Origin of the sequence: Actinomadura roseirufa, assembly GCF_900659635.1 — a bacterium.
GTDB classification, from domain to species: Bacteria; Actinomycetota; Actinomycetes; order Streptosporangiales; family Streptosporangiaceae; genus Spirillospora; species Spirillospora roseirufa.
Map to the genome: position 1 here is coordinate 1 of NZ_CAACVB010000067.1, position 26,813 is coordinate 26,813.

A 26,813-nucleotide genomic window follows, 5' to 3' on the forward strand; every position below is an offset into this window, starting at 1 on the left:
GACGGCGCGCGGCCACGGGCGCGGACCGCCGGCGCGGCCGTGGTCCTGGTGGCGGTGACCGTGGCATCGTTCGCCGTCCCCGCGCACCTGGGCTGGGCGCACGCCGTTCCCACCGGGCCGCGCGGCTGGGCGCTCGTCCCGCTCACGGCGTGCGGCGCGGTGTTCTTCGGCGGGGTCGAGGCGTGGTGCGCCGGGCACGGCCGCCGTGCCGCGGCGCTGATCCATGCCTGGACGGCGGCGGGCGCGCTCGCCGGGCTGCTCGTCGCGGTGCCGGCCGGTGCGGTGCCGCCGTTCGTGCTGCTGGTGGCGCCGCTGCTCGCGGCGCTGCTGCTGTGGCAGGGCGTCCAGGCGGCGGCGCTGCGGGCGCTGCGGGCGCCGGTGTGGCTGACGGCCCTGGTGGGCGGGGTCGCGCTGGCCTGGCCGCTGGCCGTGACCATGCCGATCACCTGACCGTGCCGCTGGGTCACGGCGGGGCCGAGGGGTCGAGATGGGGCAGGGCCACCAGGTGTTTGGGGACGACGGGCCAGCCGGCGCCGTGCCCGGTGAAACCGGTCTCGCGCGCGGCGACGTAGGCGCTGAGATATCCGACGACGACCCCGGCCGCGGTGACCGCGAGGGCGATGGCCAGCCGCAGGGGGCCGCCGCTGAGGACGAGGTGGCCGGGCAGCGCGACGGCGGCGGCGACGAAACCGGAGACGGCCCACGCCCATCGGCGCGTCCGCCTGGCACGGGTGGCCGCGACGCTGTGGACGGTGTAGTTCAGCGCCTTCTCGCACACCGGGCAGCGGACGGACCGGCGGACCGCGGGGCTCCCGTCGTCGGGCCGTTCCACCAGCCAGGCCCGGCCCTCGTAGTCCCAGGTGACGGTGTCGCGCGAGGAGGGGCGGCCGACGGCGTTGATCCGGTGGGAGAGCGTGGTCCGCTGTTCCTTCTCGACGACGAAGGCCATGCGGGGTGTCCCTTCCTGCCGACGGCCCGCCGCCTTTCGGGCGGGCTCTCTCCGGACGAAAGAGGTGGCCGGGGACGGCGATCGACGCCACGGCCGGGATGCCCTTGAGGGAAAACGCGGTTCAATGGTCGCATCGCCGCCCCTCGAATGCCAGCGGAACCGGTGGGAAGGGGACCGGGATACATCGCGCGGGCGCCTTCCAGATGATCACCTTTCGCCGTTCACACCGAATTGGGGAATGGCCGCCGGTCATCGGCCCGGCGGACTCCCGGGCCCGCCGGGGGAGCGGTCAACGGTCCTCCGGTGAGGTGGCGTAGCGCGGGCTCGTCGTGTGCCATTCGAACCCACCGCCCATCCAGGCCCGGAGCCCGCGCAGGAACCGCTGGAGCTCGGGCGACGGCACGGCGGCGAGGTCGCGGTGGGCGGCCTCGAAGTCGCGGACGAGGTCGTTGTGCACGCCGACGGCGATCTCGGTGGCCTCGCCGACCGAGCAGTCCCGGTCGGCGGCGATCAGCAGGACCAGGTTGCAGACCGGCTTCTCGTCGGCGGCGTCCTTGGCCACCGAGAGCAGGTCGTTGACGATCACGCTCGCGGTGCCCGCCTGGAAGGCGGCGCGGCGGACGTCCGGCTCGTAGTAGAGGTTGGCCGGCACCTCGTAGCCGCCGACGATGTCGATCAGGGTCATGGAGGTGTAGAAGGTGTCGTGCTGGCGCGTCGCCAGGTACTGCCAGGCGGGCGGGTGGACGCCGGTCTCGCGCCAGGCCGCGTAGGCGGTCCAGCTCACGAACATCGCGAACGTCGAGTAGCAGACCCGCTGGACCTGGGCGGGCGTACTGTGCCGGCGCATGTGCCCGACCGCGGAGTCGAGCATCCGTAGGACGAGGTCGTCGCGCAGCGTCCGCTCCAGCGGCGGGGTGAAGGACCCCACGGCCGGTACCGGGTCCATGGCCGCCATCGCCAGGGCGAGCCGCGGCGGGAGTTGGGCGGGCACGGCGCCCAGCGCGGTGTCGTCGGCGTAGTAGTCGTCGGCGGCCCACCAGGCGGCGTTGAGCTGCGCCGCGATGAGCAGGGCGTCGGGGTCGTCGGTGTCGGGATGGGCGAGGGTCACCAGGTGCCCGAACCGGGCCCCGCCCAGGGCGTCGATCTCGTGGTCCTGGAACCCCATGTCGCGGGCCCACGAGGCGAGCCGGGCCTCCACTTCGGCGGAGAGGGTCTCGTCGACGCGTTCGGGGGCCGGGCAGTACAGCGGCGGGGCCGAGCCGTCGCCCCACGGCCGTTCGGCGTAGAGGGAGGGACCGCGGACGGGACCGGCCGGCAGCCTGGCGGCCGGCGTGCCGATCGTGTCGCCGCTGGGGCGCGCGGCGGCCAGGAGCGCGGGCAGCAGCGCCGCGGCCGTCCCCAGCCCGGACGGACGCGGGGACGAGGCGTCGGTGAGCCGGGTGGGGGCGGGGGCCTGGCACGGCTGGTGGTGTGACGGGCGCATGGATCGGTTCACCTGTCTCCGGCCGGGGCCGGTCTGGGAGGTCGGTTCGGGCGATGTCGGATCGGCGCCCGGCGGCCGCGCCGCCGTGCCCGCACGTCCTGGCCGCGCGGGGTCAGACCCGGTCGGCGGCGATCAGCAGGTACTGGAAGCTTCCGTCGCGGTAGGCGTCGAGGAAGGTGTCCTCGATGCCGGTGGCGATCGAGGCGTTGCGGCGCAGTTCCCAGTAGGGGATGGTGTCGGCGGTCAGGTCGACGACGCTGACGGGGACGAGCCGGTTGGCCGCCATCGCCCGGAAGTAGGCGCTGCGCGGGTGGATGTCGCACACGTAATGGGCGTTGATGAGCGAGACGGCCTTGGACGGCAGCCCGTACACGTCGTTGTAGCAACCGGTGATGGTGACGTATCGGCCGCCGCGCGCCAGCAGCCGGGAGTGCGCCGCGAAGAGGTCGTCGAGCACCACGTACATCGTCGACTCGTTGTTCCAGATGGCCTGGAAGGCACCGGGCTCAAAGCCGGTTTCCAGCATGTTCTTGAAGTGGAACCGGACCTTGTCGGCCACGCCGCGCTCGGCCGCCTGCCGGTTGGCGAAGTCCACCTGGGCCTGCGAGATGGAGACGCCGTCGACCCGGCAGCCGAAGGCGGAGTTGGCCATGATGCTGGAGCCGCCCCGGCCGGAGCCGGCGTCCAGCAGGCGGTGCTCGGGCCGGATCTCGCCGAGGTGGCCGAGCAGCAGGCGGGCCTGGGCGTTCTCCAGCCGATGCAGCTCGGCGATGATCGCCTCCTCGCGCGCGGCGTCGTCGGCCGCCTCGAGCACGGACCAGTCGACCTCACCGATGCCGTAGTGGTGGTGGTAGATCCCCGTCACGTCCCCCAGCCGCAGGTTGACCGGGTTGCGCTCGGCGTTCCAGTAGTTGGCGACGTCGTTCTGGTAGTCGCTGGTGATGGTCATGGCTGCTCCTCTGAACCGCGGGAATCTTCGTCTGCCGGACGCGGCGGTGTTCGCCAGGAAAATGACGGTGCCGGGTCCGCGCGGCGGGGCCCGCTGCGAGGCCCTCGACGGGGCGCCGGCGCGACGCCGCGCCGCCCGCGGGCCGGGTAACGCGCCCTGGGGACGGGCGGCCGGTCCGCTCCGTCCAGCCCGGGGCCCGGCGCTGTCCTCGCTGCTCACGAAGGGCTCCCCTCTGGGGGACCGTCCCGTTGCGGGGCGATCGGGCTGTACGGGCCGTTTCCGGCGCGCGGCGGCCGATCCCGAAGACCGGGCCGCCCCGCCGGGACCGGGGGCGATGCCTCCTCGCGTGAGCGGTCGCGCAATGGTCACGTGGAGTTACGGACTGCACGCTAATGGCTCGATTCCGGAGGCGGAAAGGAGGACTTCCGCCACATAAGCCGAACGTCCTGTAAACGAGGTTGTCACGCCTCGGATAGCCGCCGTTACGGGCGCCAAATACCCTCTATATGGGGAGAAAATAAGATAATTTCGATTTGGGTGTTTTATCCGTCTGTGACGGGCCCGCCGCCGGTGCGGGCCCGCCGGGTCTCACTCCGGGTCGCCCGCGCGGGCGCGGCCGGACTCTCCCAGCCGCGCCCGGACGGCGGTGCCGGCGCAGGCGATCACCGCGACGCCGCCGAGGACGGTGGGCCAGGTGAGGTGCTCGTTCAGGAGCAGCGCCGCCCAGGCGATGGTCATCACGGGCTGGACGAGCTGAACCTGGCCGACCTGGGCGATCGGGCCGATCGCGAGCCCCCGGTACCAGGCGAAGAAGGCGAGGAACATGCTCACGACGGCCAGGTAGGCGAACGCGGCCCACCTGGTCGCGCCGCCGTCCGGGACGTGCCGGGCCATCGAGACGCCGGTGAGGACGGCCATCACCGGCGCGGAGAGCACGAGCGCCCAGGAGACCGTCTGCCAGGCGCCGAGCTCGCGGGACAGGAGCCCGCCCTCCGCGTAGCCGATCGCCGCCGCGAGGACGGCGCCGAGCAGCAGGAGGTCGGACCACTCCAGCCCGCTGAGCCCGCCGCCTTGGAGCGCGGCGAACACGACGGCGGCGATCGCGCCCACGGCGGCCATGAGCCAGAACCGCGCCGGGGGCCGCTCGTGCCCGCGGAGCACGGCCATGACCGCCGTCGCGGCGGGCAGCAGGGCGATCACGACCGCGCTGTGGCCGGCCGGCGCGGTGGTGAGCGCGAAGGAGGTGAGCACGGGGAAGCCCACGACCACGCCGCCGGCGACGACCGCCAGGCGCGCCCACTGGACGCCGCGGGGGAGCGACTGCCGCGTGGCCAGCAGCGCGACGGCGGCGAGGACCGCGGCGACGACCGCGCGGCCGCAGCCGACGAACAGCGGCGACATCCCGTCGTCCTCGACGGCGACGCGGGTGAACGGAACGGTGAAGGAGAACGCCGCGACCCCGAGCAGGCCCCACCAGAGGCCCGCCCGCGACGGGGATAGCGCTGGTCTCTCAATGACGGTAGCGCTACTATTGTGTACCATGAAAGATGATAGCAGTTCCCGCATTGTGAAGGATCTCCGGGAGTGGATCGCCGCCGTCGCCCCGGGGACGAGGCTGCCGTCCACACGGGCTCTGGTCGCCCAGTACGGGGCGAGCCCGGTCACGGTGCAGAAGGCGCTGCGGACCCTGGTGGCGCAGGGGATGGTGGAGACCAGGCCCGGGGTGGGGACCTTCGTCCGCACGGTACGCCTGGCCCGGCCGAGCGAATATGGATGGCAGACCGCGGCACTGGGATCGCCCCAAAAGCGCATCCCGCCGCTGTCGACCGCGTTGCGGACCGTCCAGAACGATGTGATCGCACTCCACTCGGGTTACCCGGACAGGGAACTGCTACCCGAGCGTCTGGTCAAGGCGGCGTTCGTGCGGGCGGCGCGCGGCGACGCCGCCGTGAACCGTCCCCCGGCGGCGGGGCTGCCGGAGCTCCAGGCGTGGTTCGCGGCCGAGCTCGGTGCCGTGACGCAGGTGGGCGTCGCGCCGCCGACGCCGAGCGACGCCGTCATCCTGCCCGGCAGCCAGAGCGGGCTCAGCACGGTCTTCCGCTCCCTCGTCGGCGCCGGCCGCTCGCTGCTGATGGAGTCCCCGACCTACTGGGGCGCGATCCTCGCCGCCGCGCAGGTGGGCGTCCAGGGGATCCCGGTCCCCAGCGGGTGCCGGGGCCCCGACCCGGACGAACTGGCGCGCGCGTTCGAGCGGACCGGCGCGCGCGCGTTCTACGCCCAGCCCAACTTCGCGAACCCGACCGGCGCGCAGTGGTCGCCGGATCTGGCCGACCGGGTCCTGGACGTCGTGCGCAGGCACGGCGCGTTCCTGGTCGAGGACGACTGGGCGCACGACTTCGGCATCCGCGCCGACCCCGTCCCGCTGGCGGCCCGCGACGACGGCGGGCACGTCGTCCACCTGCGCTCCCTGACCAAGAGCGTGTCCCCCGCCGTCCGCATCGCCGGGATCATCGCCCGCGGGCCCGCCCGCGAGCGCATCCTCGTCGACGCGCAGGCCGAGTCCATGTACGTCAGCGGGCTGCTGCAGGCCGTCGCGCTCGACGTCGTCACCCAGCCGGTCTGGCGCACCCATCTGCGCAGCGTCCGGCAGCAGCTCGCCGCCCGCCGCGACCTGCTGATCGAGGCGCTCCGCGAGCACGTCCCCGCGGCGCGCCTCGAAGTCGTGCCGCAGGGCGGGCTGAACCTCTGGGTGCGGCTGCCGGACGCCACCGATGTGGCGCGGCTGGTCCGCGACTGCGAGAACGCCGGCGTGGTCGTCGCGGCGGGGAACGAATGGTTCCCCGCCGAGCCGACGGCCGCCTATCTCCGGCTCAACTACTCCGGCCCCAATCCCGGCGCCTTCCCCGACGGCGCGCGCGTCATCGGGGAGGAGCTCGCACGCCAGAACGTCCGGTAGCGGCGGCGCGGTGCCTCATCCGGTCAGCCGCTTCGCCACTCCAGCCTCTTGGCCAGGGCCTCGGCGAAGCGCAGGGCGCCCTCCTCGGCGAAGGGCAGGCTCAGCGAGGGCTCGCACAGCTCCGCCTCCAGGACCATCGGCGCCCCGTCCTCGCCCCGGATCAGGTCGACGCGCCCGTAGAGCAGCGGCCGGTCGAGACCGAGGTGGGACGCGGCGGCGTCGAGCACGGCCGAGGCGACGGCGCGTTCGTCCGCACCGGCGTCCCGCGCCCGGCGGCTTTCGAGCGTGGGCACGTTGACCGTTCCATCCGCCATCAGCATGGCGCTCTTGCGGATGGCGTGACTGTAGGCGCCGTCGAAGTAGATCAGGTCGGTCTCGCCGTGGCGGTCCACCGAGGGGAGATAGGGCTGCATCAGGACGGCGCCGTCCTCGTGCAGCCGGGCGACGTGCCCGGCCGCCTCCGCCTCCCGCGACCGCGCGAACCGCTGCACGTTCTTCGAGTACGCGCCGACCGTGGGCTTCACCACGATCTCCTCAGAGCGAGGGTGCGCCGCGAGGAACTCCCGGACGGCCCGTGACGGATCCTCGCCGGGCTCCACGAACGCCGTCGGGACGACCGGCACGCCATGCGCGGCGAGGTCGGCCAGATAACGCTTGTCCAGGCTCCACCGCACCACCGAGAGCGGATTGAGCAGGAGCGTGTGGGCGGTGATGCGGCCGCACCAGTCCAGGAAGTCCGGCAGGCGCTCCACATAGGTCCAGGGGGAACGCAGCAGGACGGCGCTGTACCGCGACCAGTCGACGTCGGCGTCCTCCCAGGAGCGCACGTCGGTCTTGAGGCCGATGACCTCGCAGGCCTTGAGCAGGAGCGGCATGTCCCAGTCGATGGGGAGGCTCTCCTCGTCGGTGACCAGGGCGACGGGACGGACGGGGCGGATCACCATGGCAGGACCTCGCCCAGGTGCACGTAGACGCCGCTGGGGCCGTCGTCACCGATCAGGGCCATCATGACGCTCGTCTCGGCGCCCTTCGCGACGTCCTGGTCGCCGTCTCCCTCGTTCATGTCCGTCTTGGTGTAGCCGGGGTGGACCGAGTTCACCTTGATCGGTGTTCCGCGCAGTTCGTAGGCCAGGTGCACGGTCCAGGAATTGATGGCGCTCTTGGACGCGCTGTAGGCCGGGAGTGATTTGAACTTGTCGTTGTAGATGTAGGAGTCCGGATCGCTGTGCGTGCCCAGTGAGGCGAGCATGCTGGAGACGTTGACGATGCGCCCCGCCTCGGATCTGCGGATCAACGGCAGCAGGGCCTTGGTCAGCTCGACCATTCCGAAGACGTTCGTCTCGAAGGTCTCGCGCCATTGCCGCAGCGGTTGCTCCGACGGCGCTTTGCCGTACTCCTCGACGCGGATGCCCGCGTTGTTGACGAGGATGTCGAGGCGTCCGTACCTGTTCTCGACCTCGGCGGCGGCGGCCGAGACGCTGTCCGGCTTCGTGATGTCGAGGACGAGGGGCTCGACGTCGAGGCCGGTGGCGCGCAGGTTCGCCGTGGCAGCCTCGGCCGCCGCCCGGTCACGGCCCGTGAGCAGGACGTGGACGCCGTTCCCGGCGAGCCCGCGGACGATCTCGAAGCCGATTCCCCGGTTGGCGCCGGTGACGAGGGCCACCCGGGACGGTTGTTCGGGCAAAACTGACTTCCTCTCTCGAAGAACGGGGGGAACGTGCGGTCACCGGTCTCCTCCTGAACACGCGGGCGCCGGTGGCCTCCGTCAGCCGACGGACAGGAACTTCGCCACCGGGGGCCCGAAACGGCCGGTGTCGACGAGGAAGGCGTCGTGCCCCTGCGGCGACTCCAGGGCCAGGAACTGGACGTCCGCGCCACCGGCGCTCAGGCCCTCGGCGATCTGCTGCTGCTGTTTCAGCGGGAACAGGATGTCGGTCTGAACGCCCATCACCAGCGCCTTCTCCACGCGCAGCCGGGACAGCGCCTCCACGGCGTTCCCGTCATGGGAGCCGGCGAGGTCGAATCGGTCTATGCTCCGGCTGAGATAGAGGTAGCTGTTGGGGTCGAAACGGTGCAGGAAACGCTGCGCGTGAAATTCCAGGTAGTTCTCCACCTCGAACTCGATGCCGAACTGCCCGGATTCCGCGCGTCCGTCCGGCCTCGCCGGCGTCCGGCCGAACCGCCCCTCCCATTCCTGGGCCGACCGGTAGGTGATCGTGCCGAGCTTGCGGGCGGTGAGCATGCCGCGCCGCGGAAAGCGCTCCTCGTCGTAGCGGCCCCGGTTCCACAGCGGGTCGGACCTGATCGCCTCGCGCTGCAGGGACCGGACCGCGATCGAGAACGGCAGAGCGCGCGCCGCCGCGGAGATGTTGATGTGGCTGAGCGCCAGTTCGGGGTGACGGGCCAGCAGCGCCAGCGCGCTCATCCCGCCCATGGAGACGCCGATGACGCACGCGAGGCGTTCGATGCCCAGCGCGCGCACGGTGAGCGCCGCCGCGTCCGCGATGTCCTCGATCGCCACCTCGGGGAAGTCCAGCCGGTAGGGCTCGCCCGTGGCCGGGTCGATCGACGCCGGCCCGCTCGACCCCTTGCAGCTGCCCAGGGAGTTCACGCAGATCACGTGCCAGCGATCGGTGTCGATGGGCCCGCCCGGCCCCACCATGGCCTCCCACCAGCCGGGGGAGGGGTTCCCGGCGTGCGACGCGGCGTGCGCGTCCGCCGAGAGACCGGTGAGGATCAGGACGGCGTTGTCGCGCGCCGCGTTCGGCCGGCCGTAGGTCTCGTAGGCGATGCGCGCGCCGTCGAGCACGCCGCCGTGCCTCATCGCGAAGCCGGCGGGCAGGTCGACGAAGCGGGTCGCCGGGGGGATGAACTCCCTCATGCGCGCGTTCCCATCGTGCGATGGCCTCTCACTCGGACTGCGGCGGCACCCGACCGCACGTCGGCTTGGGGGCTCAGGCCCCGGGGTCGGCGTCGAGCGAGGCGAGCCATTCGTCGTCCGATCCCTGGTTCACCCCCTCGTACAGCGAGGTGGACAGGTAGCGTTCGCCGGTGTCGGGCAGCATCGCCAGCAGGACCGATCCCTCGGGCGCCGACTCGGCGACGCGCAGCGCGGTCGCCAGGGTCCCGCCGGAGGAGGCGCCGGTGAAGATCCCCTCTTCGGTCGCGAGACGCCGCGCGACGTCGAGCCCGGACGTCTCGTCGATGGTCTGGAGCTCGTCGATGACGCCCTTGTCCAGCAGTTCCGGCACGAAGTTGGGGGTCCAGCCCTGGAACGGGTGCACGTGCCACTCCCGGCCGGCCAGCACGGCGGCGTTCTCCGCCTCGGTGACGATGATCCGCACCTCGGGCCGGGCGAGCTTCAGCATCTGGCCGACGCCGGTGAGGGTGCCGCTGGTGCCCACGCCGGTGACGAAGTAGTCGAGCCGCCTCCCGGCGAAGTCGGCGAGGATCTCCGACGCCGTCGTCTCGCGGTGGTAGGCGGGGTTGGCCGGGTTCTGGAACTGCCGGGCGCGCCACCAGCCGTGCTTCTCGGCCAGCTCGTCCGCCCGGCGGTTCCCGCTGCTGGTGCCCTCGACGCCGGGGAAGAGGATGACCTTCCCGCCGTAGGCGCGGATCAGCTTGCGCCGCTCCACCGAGTAGGTGTCGCCCATGACCGCGACGAACCGGTAGCCGCGCGCCGCGGCCACCATCGCCAGCGCGATGCCGACGTTGCCCGAGGTGCACTCCACGATCGTGTCCCCGGGCTTCAGCTCCCCCCTTCTCTCGGCGTCGAGGACGACGGAGTACGCGAGACGGTCCTTGACCGAGCCGCCCGGGTTGAACGCCTCCACCTTGACGTAGACCGTGACGTGCTCGGGCGCGAGCCGGTTCAGCCTGACGATGGGCGTGCTGCCGACGGTCTCAAGGATGCTGTTGTAGATAGCCATGGGGGAATTGCCCTTCGTAGGTGAACGCGGCGGGGCCGGTCAGGGAGATTTCCGCGGCGGCGTCCGGCCAGCCGATGTGCAGCTCGCCGCCGGACTGGGCCACATGGACGAGACGGTCGACGCGTCCTCGCCGGATCAGGACCGCGGCGGCGGCGCACGCGCCGCTGCCGCAGGCCAGGGTCTCGCCGGCGCCGTACTCGTAGACGCGCAGGCGGACGCGGTCGCGCGCGGCCACCTCGGCGAAGCCGACGTTGACCGTCGGCGGGAGCACACGCGAGTTCTGCAGGGCCAGGCCGACCCGCGCCACCGGGGCCGCGTCGACGTCGTCGACCTCGATCACCGCGTGCGGGTTGCCCATGGACACGGCGGCGAACCGCGGGCGCAGCCCGCCGCCGAGGTCGGCCTCGTACAGGTCCCGTTCGCCGTCGAACCCGGACACGGGGATCTGCTCCGGCCCGAACCGCGGCACGCCCATGGCGATCCGGAAGGACGACTCGTCCAGCACGTCCACCGCGTGCGTGGCGAGCGGGCTGTCGAGCGCGAAGCGGGGTCCCCGCGCCAGGCCCGCGCGCAGCACCCAGGCGGCCACGCACCGCGCGCCGTTCCCGCACTGCTGCGAGGGCGCCCCCTCGGCCGTCCAGATGACGTAGGACGCGACGGCCGCCGCGGTGCGCGGGGCCTTGACGCCGAGGATCAGGTCGCAGCCGACCCCGGTGTGGCGGTCGGCCAGGGCCCGGCACACCGCCGGAGCGGGCTCGGGCGCGTGCCGCAGGTCGAGCACCACGAAGTCGTTGCCCGCGCCGTGCATCTTGCTGAAATGCAGGACCGCCGAGGTCCTGCCCGGTGTCGTCGTCATCTGGAAGCCGCCGCCTGTCGCAGTCGGAACCGAGGCCCTGCGGAAGCCGCGCTAGGCCGCCCGCGCGGGCTCGAAGACGGGCGCGATCATGTCGAGGATCACGGACACGGCCGCCGCGCTGCTCTCCTCGTCGGCCGGGGCGTTGAACTCCGCCACCTCGACCCCGACGAGCCGCTCCGCCGGGATCGCCTCGAAGATCGCCCGGATCTGCGCCGGGTACACGCCGTCCGGGACGGTGTAGTCGGCCGGCACGGACCCGGGTTCGAGGACGTCCCAGTCGATGTGCACCCACACGCGCGCGTCGCCGACGGCGGCCAGGACGTTCTCGGGCGTCGCCTCCCTCGGGGGGATGACCCGCACGCCGGCCGTCCGCACGAGCTCGCGCTCGGCCTCGTCGATGTCCCGCGCCCCGACGAGGACGGCCTGCTCGGGCCGCAGCCCGGCGCCGTGACCGCTGTCCCAGAGCCCGCACGCCGCCGAGAGCACCATGCCCCCGAGGTAGCCCGAGCCGGTCGTGGCCGGGGTGTTGAAGTCGCCGTGCGCGTCGATGTAGAGCACCACGGCGTCCGGGTGCTCGCGCGCCACGACCGGCAGCGTGGCGATGCTCGCCGAACAGGTGTTGGCGACCATCACCGGGGTGCCTCCGCCGCCGAAGCTCGCGGTGATGGCGCGCTCCAGTCCGTCGAGCGTCTCCCGGGCCTGGGGAAGGCTGACGCTCCAGTCGTCGTCGACGGCCGGCTCGGGACTCCCGATGTAGTTCGCCTTCACCTCGTAGCGCTGTTCCAGCGCCCGCGCGATGCGCGCGGCGCCTTCGATCATCCGCGCCGCCCGGTCGGCCACGCGGCCCTGAGAGACGATGAGGTCGATCAAGGATCGCCACCCTTTCCTGTTCGTTCTGCGGTCGGGGAATGCGGAACGGTCCCGGCTAGGGGGACCGGAACCTGAAGGGGCATCCGTCGGTGCGCTCGGTGTTGTCCTCCGACAGCCCGTACTGGCGCCATTCGAGCGCGCCGACCCCGTAGGTGCCCAGCGCGGGGGAGCGCGGGGCGCCGTCGTAGCGGTCGACGCGGCCGCGGATGTTCGAGCGGACCTTGCGGCCGCTCGGCGTGTCCCCGGCGAAGACGTCGAACCGCTCGCGCGGATTGATGACCAGAATGAAATGCCCACCGAGATTGCGGCTTCGGCGCACCTGATGGGCGGGGTTGCTCATGTTGCAGAACAGCGGCATCCCGTTGAAGGTCATGGACCAGGACTCGGACTCGGGGTCTTTGGCGACGTCCTCCGGCCAGGGCGCGGGGTCGACCTCGTGGAGTTTCTGCAGCACCTTCCAGCCGAAGGCGTGGTACTCCCGCACGGATCCGGCGTCCACGGCGTCCTGGGAGAACGCCACGAGCAGCGGATAGGCGCTGTCCAGCCGGCCGTCCCATTCGTTGGACAATTCAACGTACTCGGTCAGGCCCTCCGCCAGGTGCGCGATGCCGTCGCGCTCCACGTTCTCAACGAAGATCAGTTTCAGTATGCGCTTACGGAACGCGTTTCTGGAGAAGATGCACGGAAAACCGGGGTCCAGTAGTCGGGTCGCGATGTCGTCATAGGCGGCGCGATGCCAGCTCGAGTCGTCCTCGCTCAACTGTGCCTGAGAAAGTAATTTCGCGCTTTTCAGTGGCCTGTTCATCGTTGGACATCCACTTCTCGCGTTCGGGTCCATGTGTCGCGTGCGCCGCAAGGTGCTCCTCGTGCACGAGAAGGACACCCCGGGCCTGTTGGCGGCGAAACGTAGAATCCACTGGCCGCGGGGCGGTGTGCGGCCAGGAGTAATGAGCCGAGACAATGGCGTAGCGTGATCGACGCGGGTACTTCGCCGGCCGTGTCGGGTCTCCCCTCGATGGCCGAGCTCCGTTTCATGACCCCTGGGAGCCGTTGGCCAGCTTGCCGCGTCCATCACGAGTCAGTCAAGTCCTATCTAATAGTTAATAGGTCCTTTCTGGTGCTTTGGGGGCATCTGCTGGGCTCTGTTGGGGGTTGTCGCGCGAGATCCAGATCCCCGTCCGCTACTCAGTAGAGGGCCACCTCAGCTCAATAGTCAGGTAGCGCTATCGTCCACAGGAGCGAGCCGCAAGTCGCGATCTCGCCGGGCCTGGCTGCCCTCTCAGCTGGAGAAAAGACGTGATCGAGATCTACCGGAACGGGATCGCGTCATCGCGGCGTGGGCGGCTCCTGCTCCGGCCTCGTCGCTCCGCTACTGGGGGGCCGCTTCCTCGGGACGCCAAGTGCTGTGATCGTTATGGGCATGCCCTGTTCATCTGCTTGACCAGATCACGGAATGCGCCCTGACAGGGATTTCGGTCGGAGAGTTCGGCCGTGATGCCCTCCGGCTTTCGGAATCCGGAAAGCCGACTCGGATCGTCCGTAACCCGGCCGCCCCTGGTGGGCGGCGTCACCACGGGATCGCCCGGACGGCCCGGCCGCGACGCGGCGGACATCGGACGCTCCGGAATTGGCGGCCGGAGTCCGCGTCGGTCGGTGACCACGACGCGATCGGGCGGCGGCGAGCCGAGCGCCGGGCGGGCCGTGTCCGGGTCCGGCCGCATGCGCCGGGGCGGCGGGGGACCGACGAAGCCGGCCGCGCACCAGGTTCGGGTGCGCGGCCGGCGGGATGATCGGTGGCGCGTCTACGCGCCGTATTTGAGGAGGACGCTGCTCTTGTCGACCGCGTCCGAGTTCACCAGGGCGCCGGCGCCCCAGACGGACGTGGTCTTGGGGATGCGGGCCAGCGCGCTGACGTCCGACTGGAGTCCGCTCTTGCCCGGGACGGCGACGCTCGTCCACTTGCCCGACTTGTAGTGGAGGAAGGTGCGCCCCGCGACCGTCCACAGGCCGCCGTCACCGTCGGAGACGAGTTCCCTCAGGCGCGCGTTGACCGGGGCGGACGTCTTGGACCAGGTCTTGCCGTTCCAGTGCAGCAGGACGCCGCGCCCGGCGGAGTCCGCACCGGACGCCCACACGTTCTTGCCGTTGAGCGCCAGCACGCCCTCGATGCCCCCGCGGGCGTCGGCTCCCAGGGGCTCGGCCTGCTTCTTCCAGGTCTTGCCGTCCCAGCGCAGCACCGAGGGGACGGGCCCGCCCGGGCCGTTGATCCAGCCGGTCGCCCAGATCTCCTTGCCCGAAACGGCGCTGGCTCCCGCGATGTAGCCGGGGGTCTTGACCTTGCTCCACTTGCGGCCGTCGTAGTGCCGCACGTCGCCGGTGAACGGCCCGCCGCCGGCGAGACCGAACGACCAGACGTCGCCGGTGCCGATCGCGAGGAGCTTCGGCGCGTTCGGCTCACTGTTCTTCGGCTGGTCGGAGGTGACGACCGCCCAGGACTTGCCGTTCCAGCGCAGCCAGTACTGCTTGGACCGGCCGTTGGATCCGCTGACCCAGACATTGGTGCTAGAGGAGGCGCTCACACTTCCGAGGTAGGCGCCCTTGACCGAGGACGGGAGCGACATCTTCGTCCATGTCTTCCCATTCCAGCTTCGCACGACGGGCACCGCCCGGTCATTGACGACCTGGTAGCCGGCGGCCCAGGCGTGCTTGGCGTCGACGGCCGCCAGGCCTCGGAGCCCGGACTCCTTGTCCGGCGTGGCCGTGACGCGCCACCCCGGAGCGGCATGGGCGGGCACGGTGACCGAAAGGGCCGTCACGACGGCCATGGCGCCGACGGCGCCGATGCGAACTTTGGCGTTCACTTCATCCCTTCTTGTGTCGATTGCAATGCGATCTCGCGCAGCATAGCAACGACACACCGAATGGTGGGACTGATTATGGGTCGCCTATGCCGGCGAACAATGCACAGAGATCCGACGTGATCTCTGAGCGTCACCTTTCCTTGATATGGGACGTCAGTTGACGCCGGGGGGCTGGGCGCCGAGGAACCACACCCCGGATTTCAGGCGGTCCCGGATGGGAGTGAATTCCCCCAGGTCGCCGGTCTCCCTCGACGACAGGGGGGTGGTACCGCGCGTCAGGGTGACCCCGGCGGCGATGAGGGCGCCGACGAGGACGAGCCAGCCGAGCAGGACCATCTGGAGCCCGATGAGGCCGATGCCGATGAGGGCGCCCGCGGCGGTCGTCCCGGCGGCGGCGCCGACGGCCTTCAGCCGCCGCGTCCGGTGCGAGGACCCGCAGGGGTCGCAGCGGGGGACCCTGACCGTCAGGACCTGCCAGGTCACCCGGCCCATGGAGTGCTGGACGTTGCCGTAGAGCTTCTGCTCGAAGGCGCTCTCGCCGTCGGCGGGCCGGTCCTTGCAGAACCAGCAGGTCGAGTAGGCCAGGTTGGTGCGGGCGGTCGCGAGGTTCTGCTCCAGGCGTTCGCGCACGGCCCGCGTCGAGGCCAGCGGGACGGCGCGCTCGATCAGGCGGACCGCGGGCCCCCAGTCGTCGGTCTGGTTGGCGTAGACGACGAGGCAGCGCAGCGCCCGGACGGCGACGTCGTCCCCGGCGCCGCGCAGCACCGGATGGTCCCCGGGCAGGGCGATCGCCAGGACGTCGAGCAGCGGCGCCGCGCCGTCGAGGAACCGCTCGGCGGCCTCGGCGCCCCGGGACGGGTCGGCCTCGATGGTCCGCTCGGCGTGCTCGCCGGCCGACCGGAGCCGGGCCGTGTCGGGCTCCACCGCGCGGCGCAGGGCCTCGGCGACGTCGAGCCGGTCGAAGCCCGACCGGTCCATGTGCCCGATGTGGGCCTCGGCCTCGGCGCGGCGGCCGTCCCGCAGCGCGGTCACCGCGAGCCGCGCGTTGATCCCCAGCAGCGCCTCGGGAAGGTCCTCGCGGAGGCGCCCGGCGGTGCCGGGGCCGAGGCGCGGGTCGGCGAGCGCGCGTGCGCGGTCCTCCAGCAGCGACCAGAACGCGTGGTCGTCGACGACGTGCCGCCACGCCTCGAAGACCTCCCGCCAGGGGGCGTCGCCGGACGCGTCGAGCGCGCGGGCATGGGCGAGGACCGCCAGGTTGTGCCGGGCCACCGGCGTACCGGCGTCCTTCCACACGCGTTCGGCCTCGGCCACGTCGCCGCGCCGAAGGGCGGTGACGGCCCCGTCGGGCCGTCCTTCCTGAAGGGGCCAGAACCAGAAGAACTCGTCGAGCAGGCGGCGCGTGGGATCGCGCAGGCGCTGCGCGGCCTCCCGGCTCTCGGCGGCGTCGGGCGCCGGACCGAACAGGGTGGTCTCCGCGGCCGTGCCCGTCTCGACCCGCCCCGTCTCGAACCGGCTCGTCACGCGGAGCCGCTCGGCGTGCCAGCGGATGTCGCGGGCGCTCGCGTTCACCGCGAGCCCGGTGACGCGGAAGGCGTTCTCGCGATACAGGCCGGGGCCCAGCTCGTCCAGAAGGGGGCCGAGCACGTCACTGTCGGTCATGTCCGTCACGCCTGGCCTCCGGCGGAGATCCGCAGATCGACGGTCCGGTTCCGGGCCGGGGAACCGCCCCCGCCGAGCGCCGCGGCAGCGCCGAGGCTCGACACGGTGACCCTGCCGGCCGGCACGCCCGCGCCGTCGTGCAGGAACTCGCGGACGACCGCCGCGCGCAGCGTGCCGAGCTCGGTGTTGGTCGCGTACCCGCGGCCCGGGGGCACCGCGCGCCCGTCGGTGTGCCCGATGAGGGTGAGGGACACCCGCGTCGCGTAGGGCCGCAGCCGCTCCCCGAGCGCGGTGAGGACGGCGCGCCCGTCCCGCGAGAACCGCACGCCGTCCCGGAACAGCCCCCTCTCGAAGGTGACGGAGAGCTCACCGGGGCGGCGCCGGACGATCGCCCCCGGCACCCCGAGGTCCATCTCGGCGAGAACGTCCGGCGAGGAGGAGGGACGCACGGGCCGGGGGACCGCGCGCGGTGACGACGGGTCGTCCTCCCCGCGGTCGGGGACGAGGAGGACGACGACGAGGGCGGCGGCGAGCGCGGCCGCGAGCAGCGCGACCGCGTACGGCCAGGCGGGACGGGTCGTCCGGCGGGCCCGCGCCCGCGCGACGCGCCGGCGGCACTCGGCGATCTCCCCGCCGCCCGGGGCGAGGCGCTCGGCCTCGGCCCAGGCCGCGTCCGCCTCGTCCAGCCGGCCCTGCTGGGCGTGGACGCGCGCCAGCAGGTCGAGCAGCGGAACGGCCGGGACGGCGTCGCGCCGCGCGTCGGTGAGGATCGCCTCCGCCTCGGCGTAGCGGCCGTGCCGGGCCAGCGTGCGCGCCTGCGCGAGCGCCAGCTCGCGGGTCGCGAGGGACGGCGCGGACTGCCCGGCCATCAGAACCTCCTGACCGTGCTCAGGACGTCCAGGGCCGGGCGCGACGTCTGCAGCATCTCGCCGAGGACGCCGTTGATGTCGCGCAGCGTGCCGAGGTCACCGGCCGCGGCCGCCCGCTGCCCCGCGGCGATGAGCTGCTGTGCTTCCTGGGGATCGCGCATCTGCGACTGGAGCCCGCGCAGATCCTCGAAGATCAGGAAGGGCAGGTCGCCCGAGGCGTCCAGGACCTGCATCGCCAGGCTGCGCAGGTCGTCGATCCGCTGGCGCAGCAGCGGCGCGTCGTGCGCGGCGCGGGCCGACTGGACCGACGCCTCGGCCGCCGACAGCGACCGCCGGTGCTCCTCGTTCCCCTTGGCCCGCACGATCTCCTGGACGGCCGCCAGCACCTCCTGCGACTCCTTGACCAGCGCGGGCCATTCGAGCACGTCCTCCAGGTCGTCGACCGCCGCCCGCAGGACGAGGATGAGCTTGCCGCACTCGGTGGCCTCCGTCGGGTCGGCCCGCGCGGCCTTCGCCTTCGAGTCGATCTCCCCGACGAGGCGGTCCCGGTCGATCCGGTCCAGCAGCTCCGAGGCGCGGGCGTCGCCGATCTCGGCGAGCCTGCGGCGGGCGGTCTCCAGCCGGTGCTTCTCGGCCCGCGCGTCCCGTACCAGGTCGTCGTGCTCCGGGACGGTCTCGGTCCGCATGTTGATGACGTGCTCGAACTCCTCGTCCAGGAGCGGCACGTAGGCCCGCGCCACCACCAGGCGCGACTCGTCCACCAGCATGGTGAACTCGAGTTCGGTGCCCTCGGGGACGTCCCGCCGCACCTGGGCGGGTTCGACCTCGATGCGCCCGATGCGGCGGTTGCGGTCGGCGCGGGGGTGCTCCCCCTCCAGAACGGGGATGCGGAGGATCCCCTCCGACATGGCCCGGCTGACCGCGACCGTCGTGCGCAGCGTGATGCTCTGCCGTGTCGGAAGCGGGCTGTTGCGCCTGACGAGCGGCAGGAACCTGTTGTCCTCGAGCCCCACGCCGATCGTCTGCTGCAGCAGCGGCTGGGTCTCGATGGTCCCGACCGTGTAGTCGAGGCGGTCCCGGCTCAGCCGCAGGACGGCGCCGGACCGGTCGGTCAGCTCGATCAGGAAGGTGTTCCGGCGCCCCTTCTCGGCCCACAGCGTGGCCGTGAAGGTCCCCTCGGCCGACAGCGGGATGCGGCCGCTGCGCCAGGCCGGCCTCGCCTCGGCGTTGACGAACTCGACGGCGAGGCCCGCCGGGTCGTCGGCCGTCACCCGCCCGCCGACGAACGGCTCGGTCTCCGGCCCGGTCGGGCTGTACTCCAGCTCGATGGCGTGCACGCCGGCCGGCGGCGCGGCGACCGCCGGACCGGTCTCCAGGAGCTTGGACCCGGCGAAGATCGCGGCGCCCTTGGCGACCACGGTGAGCGGGTCCTGGCTCTGGTCGATCGCGATGCCCAGCCCCTCGCGCGGGTCGGCGATCCGCTCGCGCAGGTACGGCGACAGCGTCGACCCGCCGACCAGCAGGACCTTCTCGATGTCGCCCGGCTCGAGCCCGCTCTCCCGCAGCGCCCGGCGGCACAGGTCCACCGACCGCGCGATGTAGGGCTCGGCGAGGCGCTCGACGTCCCCGCGCCGCAGGTCGAAGTCGAACTCGTAGCGCCGCTCCTCGGCGTCCACCAGCACGACGTCGATGTCGACCGAGTCCCGGCGGGACAGCTGGATCTTGGCCGCCTCGGCGGCGAGCTTGAGCGTGTTGAGGGCGGCCGGCCAGCGCGCGTTCCCCCGGCTGAAGTCGGAGAAGCCGTACCGCTCCACCACCGCCGGGACGAGGAGGGTCTCGACGATCTGCCAGTCGATGAGCTTGCCGCCGAGGAGGTTGTCGCCCCGGTGGTTGACGACGTTGAACTCGCCGTCGCGCATGTTGACCACGGCCGCGTCGAACGTCCCGCCGCCGAAGTCGTACACCAGCCAGAAGGCGTTGTCGGCCTCCGACTGGAACCCGTAGGCCAGCGCCGCCGCCGTGGGCTCCTGCAGCAGCGGCGCCTGCGCCAGCCCCGCCAGCTCGGCGGCCCGCTTGGTCGCCTCGCACGCGCTCAGCTCGAAGGCCGCCGGGACGGTGATGACGGCGGCGGCGACCTCGTCCCCGACGCTCTCGACGTCCCGCTTCAGCGACTTCAGGACCTCGGCCGACAGCTGCTCGGGCTCCATCGACCGCCCGGCGTCCTTGAAGATCTTGGGCTGGCCGGTCGTGCCCATCCGGAGCTTGAACTCGACGCAGGTGTTCTCCGGGTCCTGCTCGCTGCGCTCCTTGGCCTCGCGGCCGACGTACAGCCGGTTCCGCTGGTCGACCCGCACCGCCGAGGGGGTCGTCTCACTGCCGTCGACGTTCTTGAAAACCTTGGCGTCCACGCCGTTGAGGACGGCGATCGCGCTGTTGGTCGTCCCGAGGTCGATCCCGAAGTCGATCGTGGTCCTGGTCATTGACGCTGCTCCCTCGCCCCTGGTAGCGGCGGCGTTTCGGCGGCGGAGTCCGGAGTGCCCACGATGACCTCGGCCATCTGGATCCGCCGGTCGCCGAGATAGACACTCGGCCGGATGGTCTCGATGACGCGCTCGCGTTCGAGCCCCGGTGTGGGCTGGAACGCGACGACGCTGATGCTCAGCCCGGAGTCGAACGGATCGTTCAGGTGGTCCTTGATCTCGACTCCGGCCTGCGCGAGCGCGTCCCACGCCTTCTCGACGTGGCGGGTGGTGGAGCGCATCCCGTCGGGGAGGCCGGCCGTCCGGACGCGCAGCCGCCAGACGGAGGTCGCCACGTCCGCCAGGGACCGTTCGGAAAGGCCCGGTGCGCCGCCCACGACCTCGGCGTCCCGCGCGGGCCCCTCGGCCTCGGCGGTCTCCGCCGCGGACACCTCGGCGAACAGGGCCAGGACGTCGTCCGGCCATTGCGCAGGGCGGATCCGGAACTCCCGGGGCCATCGCCACTGGCGGACGGTGGCCCTGGCCTCGGTGGCTCGTCGTTTCCTCACGGCGCTTCCCCCGCCGATCCGCGTGGGGAGGCCCCGGTTCGGTTGACGCGGTACAAGACGGACTACCGCCCCTTCCATGGGGATCGTGATCGTCACCGGCGCACCGTCCGGTTCCGGGCCGCCCCCGGCCGCCGGACGCCGCTGTGGACGATCGACATGGACGCGCTCGAATGGCACACCCCGCGCGCGTCGATCGCCGCGATGGTATGCACCGTCAAGGCGAGCCCGCCAGGTTTTCCGGCGGCCGGAATAGGGCACCGCGCGAGGCGCGCCTCGCCGGGGGATTCCCGCCGCCAAAGTTCGGGATCCATGCCCGCGAACCTAGCCATGCCCCGCCGGGACCGGTCCCGGAGAATTTGTGGACGGCCCCATCCCATCGACCGGCACGACCTTTAAGAGCGGCCCTTTTGTCCGGTTTATGCTTTGTTCTGAATGGGTGTCGTTTCTACTTTGTGCCGGGGTCTTCTTTGGCCTTGTTCTCGCGTTCCTCCCGGCGGACCCGCTCCGCGATTTCGAGGACGCCCCTGCTGACGGCGGCGATCTCGCCGCTCTTGCGTCCCCAGACCCAGAACAGGCGCGCGATGTTCGTCAGGGTCTGCTGGATGTTGATCGTCGGTGCCGTGCAGAAGCGGCGGGTGGAGTTGACTGGTCCATCACCGGGGCGATTCCCGGAGCGTTCGCGGTGATCGTTCCGTACCGCGCGCCGTACCGGGTCGCGATCGTGTCCTCGGTGGCCTGTCCGGAGGACAGCCAGAAGAACGCGTTCACGCTCGCCGACATGCTCCGCTCACCGGTCAGCCTCGTGAAGATGTCGAAGAGCAATTCGGTCATCTGGGCCGCGGTCGGCGGCGTCGCGGTGGGGGCCATCGGCATCGACATCTCCTGAGTGTGGGCCGCGTCCCTCGAAGCCAACAAGGCGGCGAATGCGATTGGCCGCGTGAGGTCAGCGGCGTTCCAGTGCGGAGATTCTCAATCGCTTCGATCGGGGGACGTTCGGTGAGCGTCGGCCGGGCTGACATGCGCCGCCACGCGTACCGACCATGCCCGGGAGTCGGCGGCCAGGCCGGCGTCGCGGCCGTCCCGGCAACGGAGGTAGAGGTAATGAAGCGCATCGGCGTCATCGGAGTGGGCGAAATCGGCCGGGCCATCCCGCCGTCCGGGAAAGCCGCTCCGTCACGGCGACCTATCCGCCGCACCCGGCGGTGAACGCTGACCACCACTGCGCGTATCTCGCCGTGCTCACGTCATGGGCCACCGTCCACGGCATCGCCTCCGCCGACGCGGACGACTACATCCATGGTCTCTTCCAAGGTGTCGGCAGTGCCCTGAGCCTCCAGCAGCTGGCGGCCGATCACGAGACCCCGAACGGAAGCAACGAACGCATCCGCAGCACATGGTTCACCCCGGCCAGCACCCTCCAGGGACACCGAATCAACGATCCGCAGTAAGAAACGCACGCCAGGCCAACCGGACAGGGTTGTTCCTCGTTTTGAGGGTTTCACCTCATAGTCCTGCTGTTATCGCGGAAAAGTTTCAATACGACCTTCAGCGATACCTTTGAAGTCATGGCAACTGACCTCAGGAACACCGCCGACGCCGTCGATGGCGCCGCTGTGATGAAGCTGCTCCCGACCCGGCCACGGCTGCTCGCACTGGGCGAACCCACCCACGGCGAGGACGTCCTGCTCGACCTGCGCAACGAGCTCTTCCGGCAGCTCGTCGAGCAGGAGGGCTACCGATGGATCGCGATCGAGAGCGACTGCGTGATGGGCCTGGTCGTGGACGACTACGTCACCTCGGGTGAAGGCACCCTCGATGACGTCATGGCGCGCGGGTTCAGCCACGGTTTGGGCGCGTCCGAGGCCAACCGCGACCTCGTGCGCTGGATGCGCGCCCACAACGACGGCCGGCCCGCGTCCGAGCGCGTGCGCTTCGCCGGTTTCGACGGCCCGCTGGAGATCACCGGCGCCGCGAGCCCCCGTCAGTCCTTGACCGCGCTCCACGGCCACCTCGCCGCCAGGGTGGACGCGGACCTGCTCCCCTGCACCGCGGAGACACTCGACCGCCTCCTCGGCGCCGACGACCGGTGGACGAATCCCGCGGCGATGATGGACCCGTCCAAATCCGTGGGCAAGTCGGCCGAGGCCATGCACCTGCGGCTCCTCGCCGACGACCTGGTAGCCCTCCTCGACGCGCAGACACCGGACCTGATCGAGGCACCCTCACGGGAGGCATGGAACCGCGCGCGCTTGTACGGGCGCACCGCCGTCGGCCTGCTGCGCTACCACTCCTGGATGGCCGACACGTCATCGGGCCGCATGACCCGGCTGGTGGGCGTGCGGGACTCGATGATGGCCCACAACCTCTTCGCCATCGCGGAGGAGGGCCCGGCGCTGGTCCACGCCCACAACACCCATCTTCAGCGCCGTAAGAGCACGATCCGGATGGGCGACCTGCCAGTGGAGTGGTGGGGCGCCGGCGCGATCGTGAACGCCCACCTGGGCAAGGAGTACGCCTTCCTGGCCACAGCGCTAGGCACCATCCGGCACCAAGGAGTGGACACCCCACCTTCGGACACTCTCGAAGGCGCCCTTTACGAACTCCCAGAAGACCGCCACCTCATCGACCCCCACCGCCTGGTCTCCGCCCTTAACGAGACGCGATCCGCCCCCCGCGTCTCCCCTTGGTACGGGTACGCCCCACTAGACCCGACCCACCTGACCAAGATCGACGGAATCGTCTTCATCAAGGACGTCCCACAAGCGGAGGAGCGCCCACACCACTCCTCCCCTTGTGGAGCTTGACCGTTGTGGGGACGCTGGTCTCATGCGCCAGGCGTTCGCCCACGATGCGGTGTTGTTGATGGAGCCCGACTCCGACGTGCGCGCGCCGGGCGCGGCGATCACGGTGGGGCTGTGCGGCCACTGGAATCATCCGCCGCCGTGCCCGCTGGCCCCGCATTGGGTAGAGGCGAACAGGGACGGTGACGAGGCCCGCGTCCGGGTCCTGTTCGCCGCCGAACCCGACGCAGAACAGGAAGTACGCGACCGCATCGACCGTGCCCTGTCCGGACGGATCCAGTTCCCCGCAGGCTTCGCCGTGCAATGGCGGCTGATCGAAAGCCGTCCCAGTGCCGTGGCGCCGAGCGAAAGCGACACGGCCACCCACCTGATCCAGCACTGAGCGAGCAGGGTGGGCACCCACCGATGGTCCACGCCGCCGCTCAGCCGAGTTGCCCACCCTGCACGGCGTCCGCGACGGCGGTAGCGGCCTCGCCCTTCAGGGTTCGGGGGCCTCGACGGCGTCGAGGCCCCCCGGCGGATCGTCGCGCTGCCGGCCGCGCGTGCTGGTCCTCACCACCTACGACTCCGACGCCGCATCTCCCGCGCCATCGCGATCGGCGCGTCCGGCTACCTGCTCAAGGCCCACCGGACGAGCCGTTCCGCGTGACCCACGGCCGCACGCGGCAAGACCGCGTTGTCGCCACGCATAGCCACCCGCCTGATGAACCAGATACGGGGTCGCGCGGCGCCCGTTCATCAGCGAGGCCACCATCAAGGCCCACCGAGTGCGCATCTTCACCAGGCTCGGCGTCGGCGCCCGCTCGGCGGCCGCCGAACGCAGGCTCATCCGCCTCCCCGGCAGACCCCACCGCCCGGGGCCTCCACGGACCCGACCCGACCTGGGGATCACGGGCTGCCACTCGAAGCGCCAGATGAACGACTGGGCCAACCGCTGGCTGTCACTCGTCCAGCAGAAGACCGGCGTCAACCCCTTCTTCTACAGCTCCTGGTCGTTCGCACAGAAGCACGGCCAGGGCCGACGCGAATACCCGCCGAGGGCCCTACGGAAAGGCCCACGGCAAGATAACCGCCACCTTCCCCGTGGGGCGCAGTGGACCCTCCACCAGTAAGCACCAAGAGCGCCCCAAAAGCAGCGGCTCGGGGGAAACAGCCTTCAGAGCCGCGCTCGCCAACTCGCACCCGAATTTCAGCCAGCGAACGGGACTCCCATCCGGTAGACCGATGCGCGGCTTCATCGACACTGACCGGTGAGGTAGCACGGAGCAACCCGACACCAGGCCCCTTACGGACGTGTTCACGGCGGGGTTCAAGTGGTCCGTAATCGTCGACACGGTCATTCCGGCGTTTTCACCCCGCAGAGGGGAAGGTCCTCTGAAAGGATTGGCCAGAGCGCACCCTTAAGGGGGAAGCGCCGGTTCATCAATGATGAGGCGCACTGATGGTTCCTCTCCAGCCTGGCGACCCCGACCAGGTCGGCGACTACCGGCTACTGCACCGGATCGGCGCGGGCGGCATGGGACAGGTGTTCTATGGCCGCTCACGCGGTGGCCGCCCGGTCGCGGTGAAACTCATCCGCTCCGAATACGCCGACGCCGAGCAGTTTCGCGAGCGATTCGCCCGAGAGATCGAGGCAGCCCGGCTGGTAGGAGGCTTTCACACCGCCCCGGTCGTCGATGCCGACCCGCACGCCGACCCGCCCTGGATGGTCACCGCCTACATCCCTGGCCCCTCCCTGCAGCAGAGGGTCGCCGACAACGGCCCTCTCTCCCTGGATGCGGTTCTCGACTTGGGGGCCGGACTCGCCGAGGGACTGGCCGCCATCCACGCCTGCGGTCTCGTGCACCGCGATCTCAAGCCGAGCAACGTGATCCTTGCTGACGACGGACCTCGCATCATCGACTTCGGCATCGCCCGCGCCCTGGACGCCGGCACCATGACCGAATCCGGCGTCATGCTGGGCACCTACGCCTACATGTCACCCGAGCAGGTGCATGGCCACACCGTGGGACCCGCCGGCGATGTGTTCGCTCTCGGCTCGGTCTTGACCTTCGCCGCCACCGGCCACCCTCCGTTCGGCACCACATCGGCCGCCACGATCATCCACCGCATCACGACGCAACCTCCCGATCTGAACGAAGTGCCTGTCGCCCACGGTCTGCGGGACCTGGTCGCCGGTTGCCTGGCCAAGAATCCGACCGACCGTCCCTCAGTCAGCGCTCTCCTCACCGCGCTCACCGGGGATCGAGCCAGACCTCGGAAACCGGTGCTCCCCGCCCAAGACCCCCCGGCACGGCGCGACTCCCGATTCGTCCACGGCCTCCGTGACTCAGGTGGGCGCAGTGGCGCGGCCAAAGCCGGACACGGCAGTCCGGCCCCCGGCCCGACAGGCCATGCCAACGCCACCTTCCCGCCAGCGAACAAGGCGCATCGGACATGGAGCTGGATATCTCATGCGACTTCCCCGCCGAAAGGTTATCCGCCCGCCAATTACCAGCAATTTCATAACCCCTATATAAGACCGGCCAGGCGCTGGCGCTCGTCCCCCTTGACGTACATATTGGCGGGAATTGCCATCTTCCTGACAACGTCCACTCTCATCAGTATAATACAGGGCGTATCATCGCTGATGGATGGCTTTTCCATGCCGGAGGAAACCTCGTCGAAAGTTCCTCTACCCGGCGGAACGCGCGTCTTCGCCGACGATTTTTCCGGTAAGTCGGAGAACTGGCAGGGGTATGAAAATGGTAAGAAGACGAGGCCGGTAGGGCCGGTCAACGGAAGGCTACGTTTGACCATTTCTCCGGACACTACGGTGGAGGCTTTGCCGCCGCTCTCGACATTCCTTACGAGAGATACGGCGTCCGACCTGCGGATCGATGCGACTCTCCATGTCGATCGGATCCCAGACGGCGCGTCGGCGGGGATTCTATGCCGAGTCAAAGAAAAAGGCGAAAGTTACGGTTTTGTCGTTTTTGTCAACGGTGTGAGCTTGCTGAAAATTGGTCCGGGCACGAACCGAACTATCGCGAACGCCACCTTCCCGGTGAATCTAGTCGACCCCCACCTTCATGCCGTGTGCGCCAACGCCCCCGATGGCTCGGTGAGGCTAAAATTCTGGATTGGCAAGGATCTGGTTCTATCGGGACGCGACATAAAGGATCCCATCCCGCGCGGTGGATGGTTTGGTTTTCGCGCGGATCTCTCATCCGGTTTCGGCAGTGAATCATTCGCCACGGCTTTGGATGATGTAGCCGTGTACCGGCTTGATGCCGGCAGCCGATCGCCGACGAGCTCCCCGAGCTGAATACTGGGCAGCGTCGGCCTCGACAGACGTCGCGGATGGGGCCGGTGCCGGTGGAGCGGTAACGCCAGTGCCCCCAGTTGCGGGTAACGCGATCGCTCAGGTCACCTGGCGTGCGAGCTGAAGCCCGCCTGTGAAACTCTCAGGCCGCGTTGGAAGCCATGCTCGGGACGAGCGCCGCCCCGTCGAGGGGGCCGGCGCGGTTCACATGGCGGCGGCCGTGGACGGCGTCCTCTTCTTCAGCGCCGCGCCGAGGGAGAGCCAGCCCCCTGGACCTGTGGCCGCCTCCCTGAGGCCGA

At 70.9% G+C, this 26,813-nt stretch carries 23 protein-coding genes; 7 read left to right on the top strand and 16 right to left on the bottom strand.

Annotation, left to right across the window (positions count from 1 at the left end):
- Window positions 1-450, top strand: a 450-nt coding sequence (locus E1291_RS42015; RefSeq protein ID WP_370770992.1) for a hypothetical protein, incomplete at its 5' end; no start/stop codon positions are given.
- 13 nt (window positions 451-463) lie between these two features.
- Here the strand turns inward: E1291_RS42015 and E1291_RS16640 are convergent.
- The 4 genes from E1291_RS16640 to E1291_RS16655 all read right to left on the bottom strand — a co-directional run bounded on the left by E1291_RS16640 (window position 464) and on the right by E1291_RS16655 (window position 4,923).
- Window positions 464-949, bottom strand: coding sequence for a hypothetical protein (locus tag E1291_RS16640; protein ID WP_131738723.1), 486 nt, complete (start codon window positions 947-949; stop codon window positions 464-466).
- Between the two features lie 289 nt (window positions 950-1,238).
- Window positions 1,239-2,432, bottom strand: a complete 1,194-nt coding sequence (locus E1291_RS16645) for a family 2 encapsulin nanocompartment cargo protein terpene cyclase (protein ID WP_131738724.1) — start codon at window positions 2,430-2,432, stop codon at window positions 1,239-1,241.
- A gap of 112 nt (window positions 2,433-2,544) precedes the next feature.
- A complete protein-coding gene (locus E1291_RS16650) occupies window positions 2,545-3,381 on the bottom strand; it encodes a geranyl diphosphate 2-C-methyltransferase (protein WP_131738725.1) in 837 nt (278 codons plus the stop codon).
- Between the two features lie 588 nt (window positions 3,382-3,969).
- Window positions 3,970-4,923: a DMT family transporter gene (locus tag E1291_RS16655; RefSeq protein WP_131738726.1), complete on the bottom strand. Its 954-nt coding sequence runs from the start codon at window positions 4,921-4,923 to the stop codon at window positions 3,970-3,972.
- On the opposite strand from E1291_RS16655, the gene E1291_RS16660 reads away from it, so the two are divergent.
- Window positions 4,922-6,337, top strand: coding sequence for an aminotransferase-like domain-containing protein (locus E1291_RS16660; protein WP_131738727.1), 1,416 nt, complete (start codon window positions 4,922-4,924; stop codon window positions 6,335-6,337). The two genes, E1291_RS16655 and E1291_RS16660, sit on opposite strands and share 2 nt — an antisense overlap.
- A 23-nt stretch (window positions 6,338-6,360) precedes the next feature.
- Here the strand turns inward: E1291_RS16660 and dcsG are convergent, their stop codons facing one another.
- The 12 genes from dcsG to E1291_RS16720 form a co-directional block, all read right to left on the bottom strand.
- On the bottom strand, window positions 6,361-7,281 hold the full coding sequence (gene dcsG / locus E1291_RS16665; protein WP_131738728.1) for a D-cycloserine synthetase: 921 nt from the start codon (window positions 7,279-7,281) through the stop codon (window positions 6,361-6,363).
- Window positions 7,275-8,021: an SDR family oxidoreductase gene (locus E1291_RS16670; RefSeq protein ID WP_131738729.1), complete on the bottom strand. Its 747-nt coding sequence runs from the start codon at window positions 8,019-8,021 to the stop codon at window positions 7,275-7,277. Before E1291_RS16670 ends, dcsG begins: the two co-directional genes overlap by 7 nt.
- An 81-nt stretch (window positions 8,022-8,102) precedes the next feature.
- Window positions 8,103-9,218, bottom strand: a complete 1,116-nt coding sequence (metX, locus tag E1291_RS16675) for a homoserine O-acetyltransferase MetX (RefSeq protein WP_131738730.1) — start codon at window positions 9,216-9,218, stop codon at window positions 8,103-8,105.
- Window positions 9,219-9,291: 73 nt separating this feature from the next.
- The gene (gene cysK, locus E1291_RS16680; RefSeq protein WP_131738731.1) at window positions 9,292-10,266 is read right to left on the bottom strand and encodes a cysteine synthase A; all 975 of its coding nucleotides are present in this window, start codon (window positions 10,264-10,266) and stop codon (window positions 9,292-9,294) included.
- Window positions 10,241-11,122: a diaminopimelate epimerase gene (gene dapF, locus E1291_RS16685; protein WP_207400766.1), complete on the bottom strand. Its 882-nt coding sequence runs from the start codon at window positions 11,120-11,122 to the stop codon at window positions 10,241-10,243. Before dapF ends, cysK begins: the two co-directional genes overlap by 26 nt.
- Window positions 11,123-11,173: 51 nt before the next feature.
- Window positions 11,174-11,992, bottom strand: a complete 819-nt coding sequence (locus E1291_RS16690) for an arginase family protein (protein WP_131738732.1) — start codon at window positions 11,990-11,992, stop codon at window positions 11,174-11,176.
- 55 nt (window positions 11,993-12,047) lie between these two features.
- A complete protein-coding gene (locus E1291_RS16695) occupies window positions 12,048-12,797 on the bottom strand; it encodes a YqcI/YcgG family protein (protein WP_131738733.1) in 750 nt (249 codons plus the stop codon).
- 997 nt (window positions 12,798-13,794) lie between these two features.
- Window positions 13,795-14,853: a hypothetical protein gene (locus E1291_RS16700; protein WP_131738734.1), complete on the bottom strand. Its 1,059-nt coding sequence runs from the start codon at window positions 14,851-14,853 to the stop codon at window positions 13,795-13,797.
- Between the two features lie 153 nt (window positions 14,854-15,006).
- Entirely contained in the window at window positions 15,007-16,512 is a 1,506-nt protein-coding gene (locus E1291_RS16705; RefSeq protein ID WP_131738735.1) for a hypothetical protein, read from the bottom strand.
- Window positions 16,513-16,517: 5 nt separating this feature from the next.
- Window positions 16,518-17,381 carry an OmpA family protein gene (locus tag E1291_RS16710; protein ID WP_131738736.1) on the bottom strand — a complete coding sequence of 288 codons (864 nt, stop codon included), beginning with the start codon at window positions 17,379-17,381 and terminating at the stop codon, window positions 16,518-16,520.
- Complete coding sequence (locus tag E1291_RS16715) at window positions 17,381-19,861, bottom strand: Hsp70 family protein (RefSeq protein WP_131738737.1); 2,481 nt, start codon at window positions 19,859-19,861, stop codon at window positions 17,381-17,383. Before E1291_RS16715 ends, E1291_RS16710 begins: the two co-directional genes overlap by 1 nt.
- Window positions 19,858-20,409: a nucleotide exchange factor GrpE gene (locus E1291_RS16720; RefSeq protein WP_131738738.1), complete on the bottom strand. Its 552-nt coding sequence runs from the start codon at window positions 20,407-20,409 to the stop codon at window positions 19,858-19,860. Before E1291_RS16720 ends, E1291_RS16715 begins: the two co-directional genes overlap by 4 nt.
- A 358-nt stretch (window positions 20,410-20,767) precedes the next feature.
- On the opposite strand from E1291_RS16720, the gene E1291_RS16725 reads away from it, so the two are divergent.
- From E1291_RS16725 to E1291_RS16745, 5 genes are all read left to right on the top strand, one after another.
- Entirely contained in the window at window positions 20,768-21,295 is a 528-nt protein-coding gene (locus tag E1291_RS16725) for a hypothetical protein (RefSeq protein WP_131738739.1), read from the top strand.
- A 349-nt stretch (window positions 21,296-21,644) separates the two neighbouring features.
- Window positions 21,645-21,857 (top strand): hypothetical protein, encoded by a 213-nt coding sequence (locus tag E1291_RS16730; protein ID WP_131738740.1) that lies wholly within the window; start codon window positions 21,645-21,647, stop codon window positions 21,855-21,857.
- A 117-nt stretch (window positions 21,858-21,974) separates the two neighbouring features.
- Entirely contained in the window at window positions 21,975-23,213 is a 1,239-nt protein-coding gene (locus E1291_RS16735) for an erythromycin esterase family protein (RefSeq protein WP_131738741.1), read from the top strand.
- A gap of 22 nt (window positions 23,214-23,235) precedes the next feature.
- Window positions 23,236-23,592, top strand: a complete 357-nt coding sequence (locus E1291_RS16740; protein ID WP_131738742.1) for a hypothetical protein — start codon at window positions 23,236-23,238, stop codon at window positions 23,590-23,592.
- Window positions 23,593-24,651: 1,059 nt separating this feature from the next.
- Complete coding sequence (locus E1291_RS16745; RefSeq protein WP_131738743.1) at window positions 24,652-26,517, top strand: serine/threonine-protein kinase; 1,866 nt, start codon at window positions 24,652-24,654, stop codon at window positions 26,515-26,517.
- The last annotated feature ends 296 nt before the right edge of the window (window positions 26,518-26,813 follow it).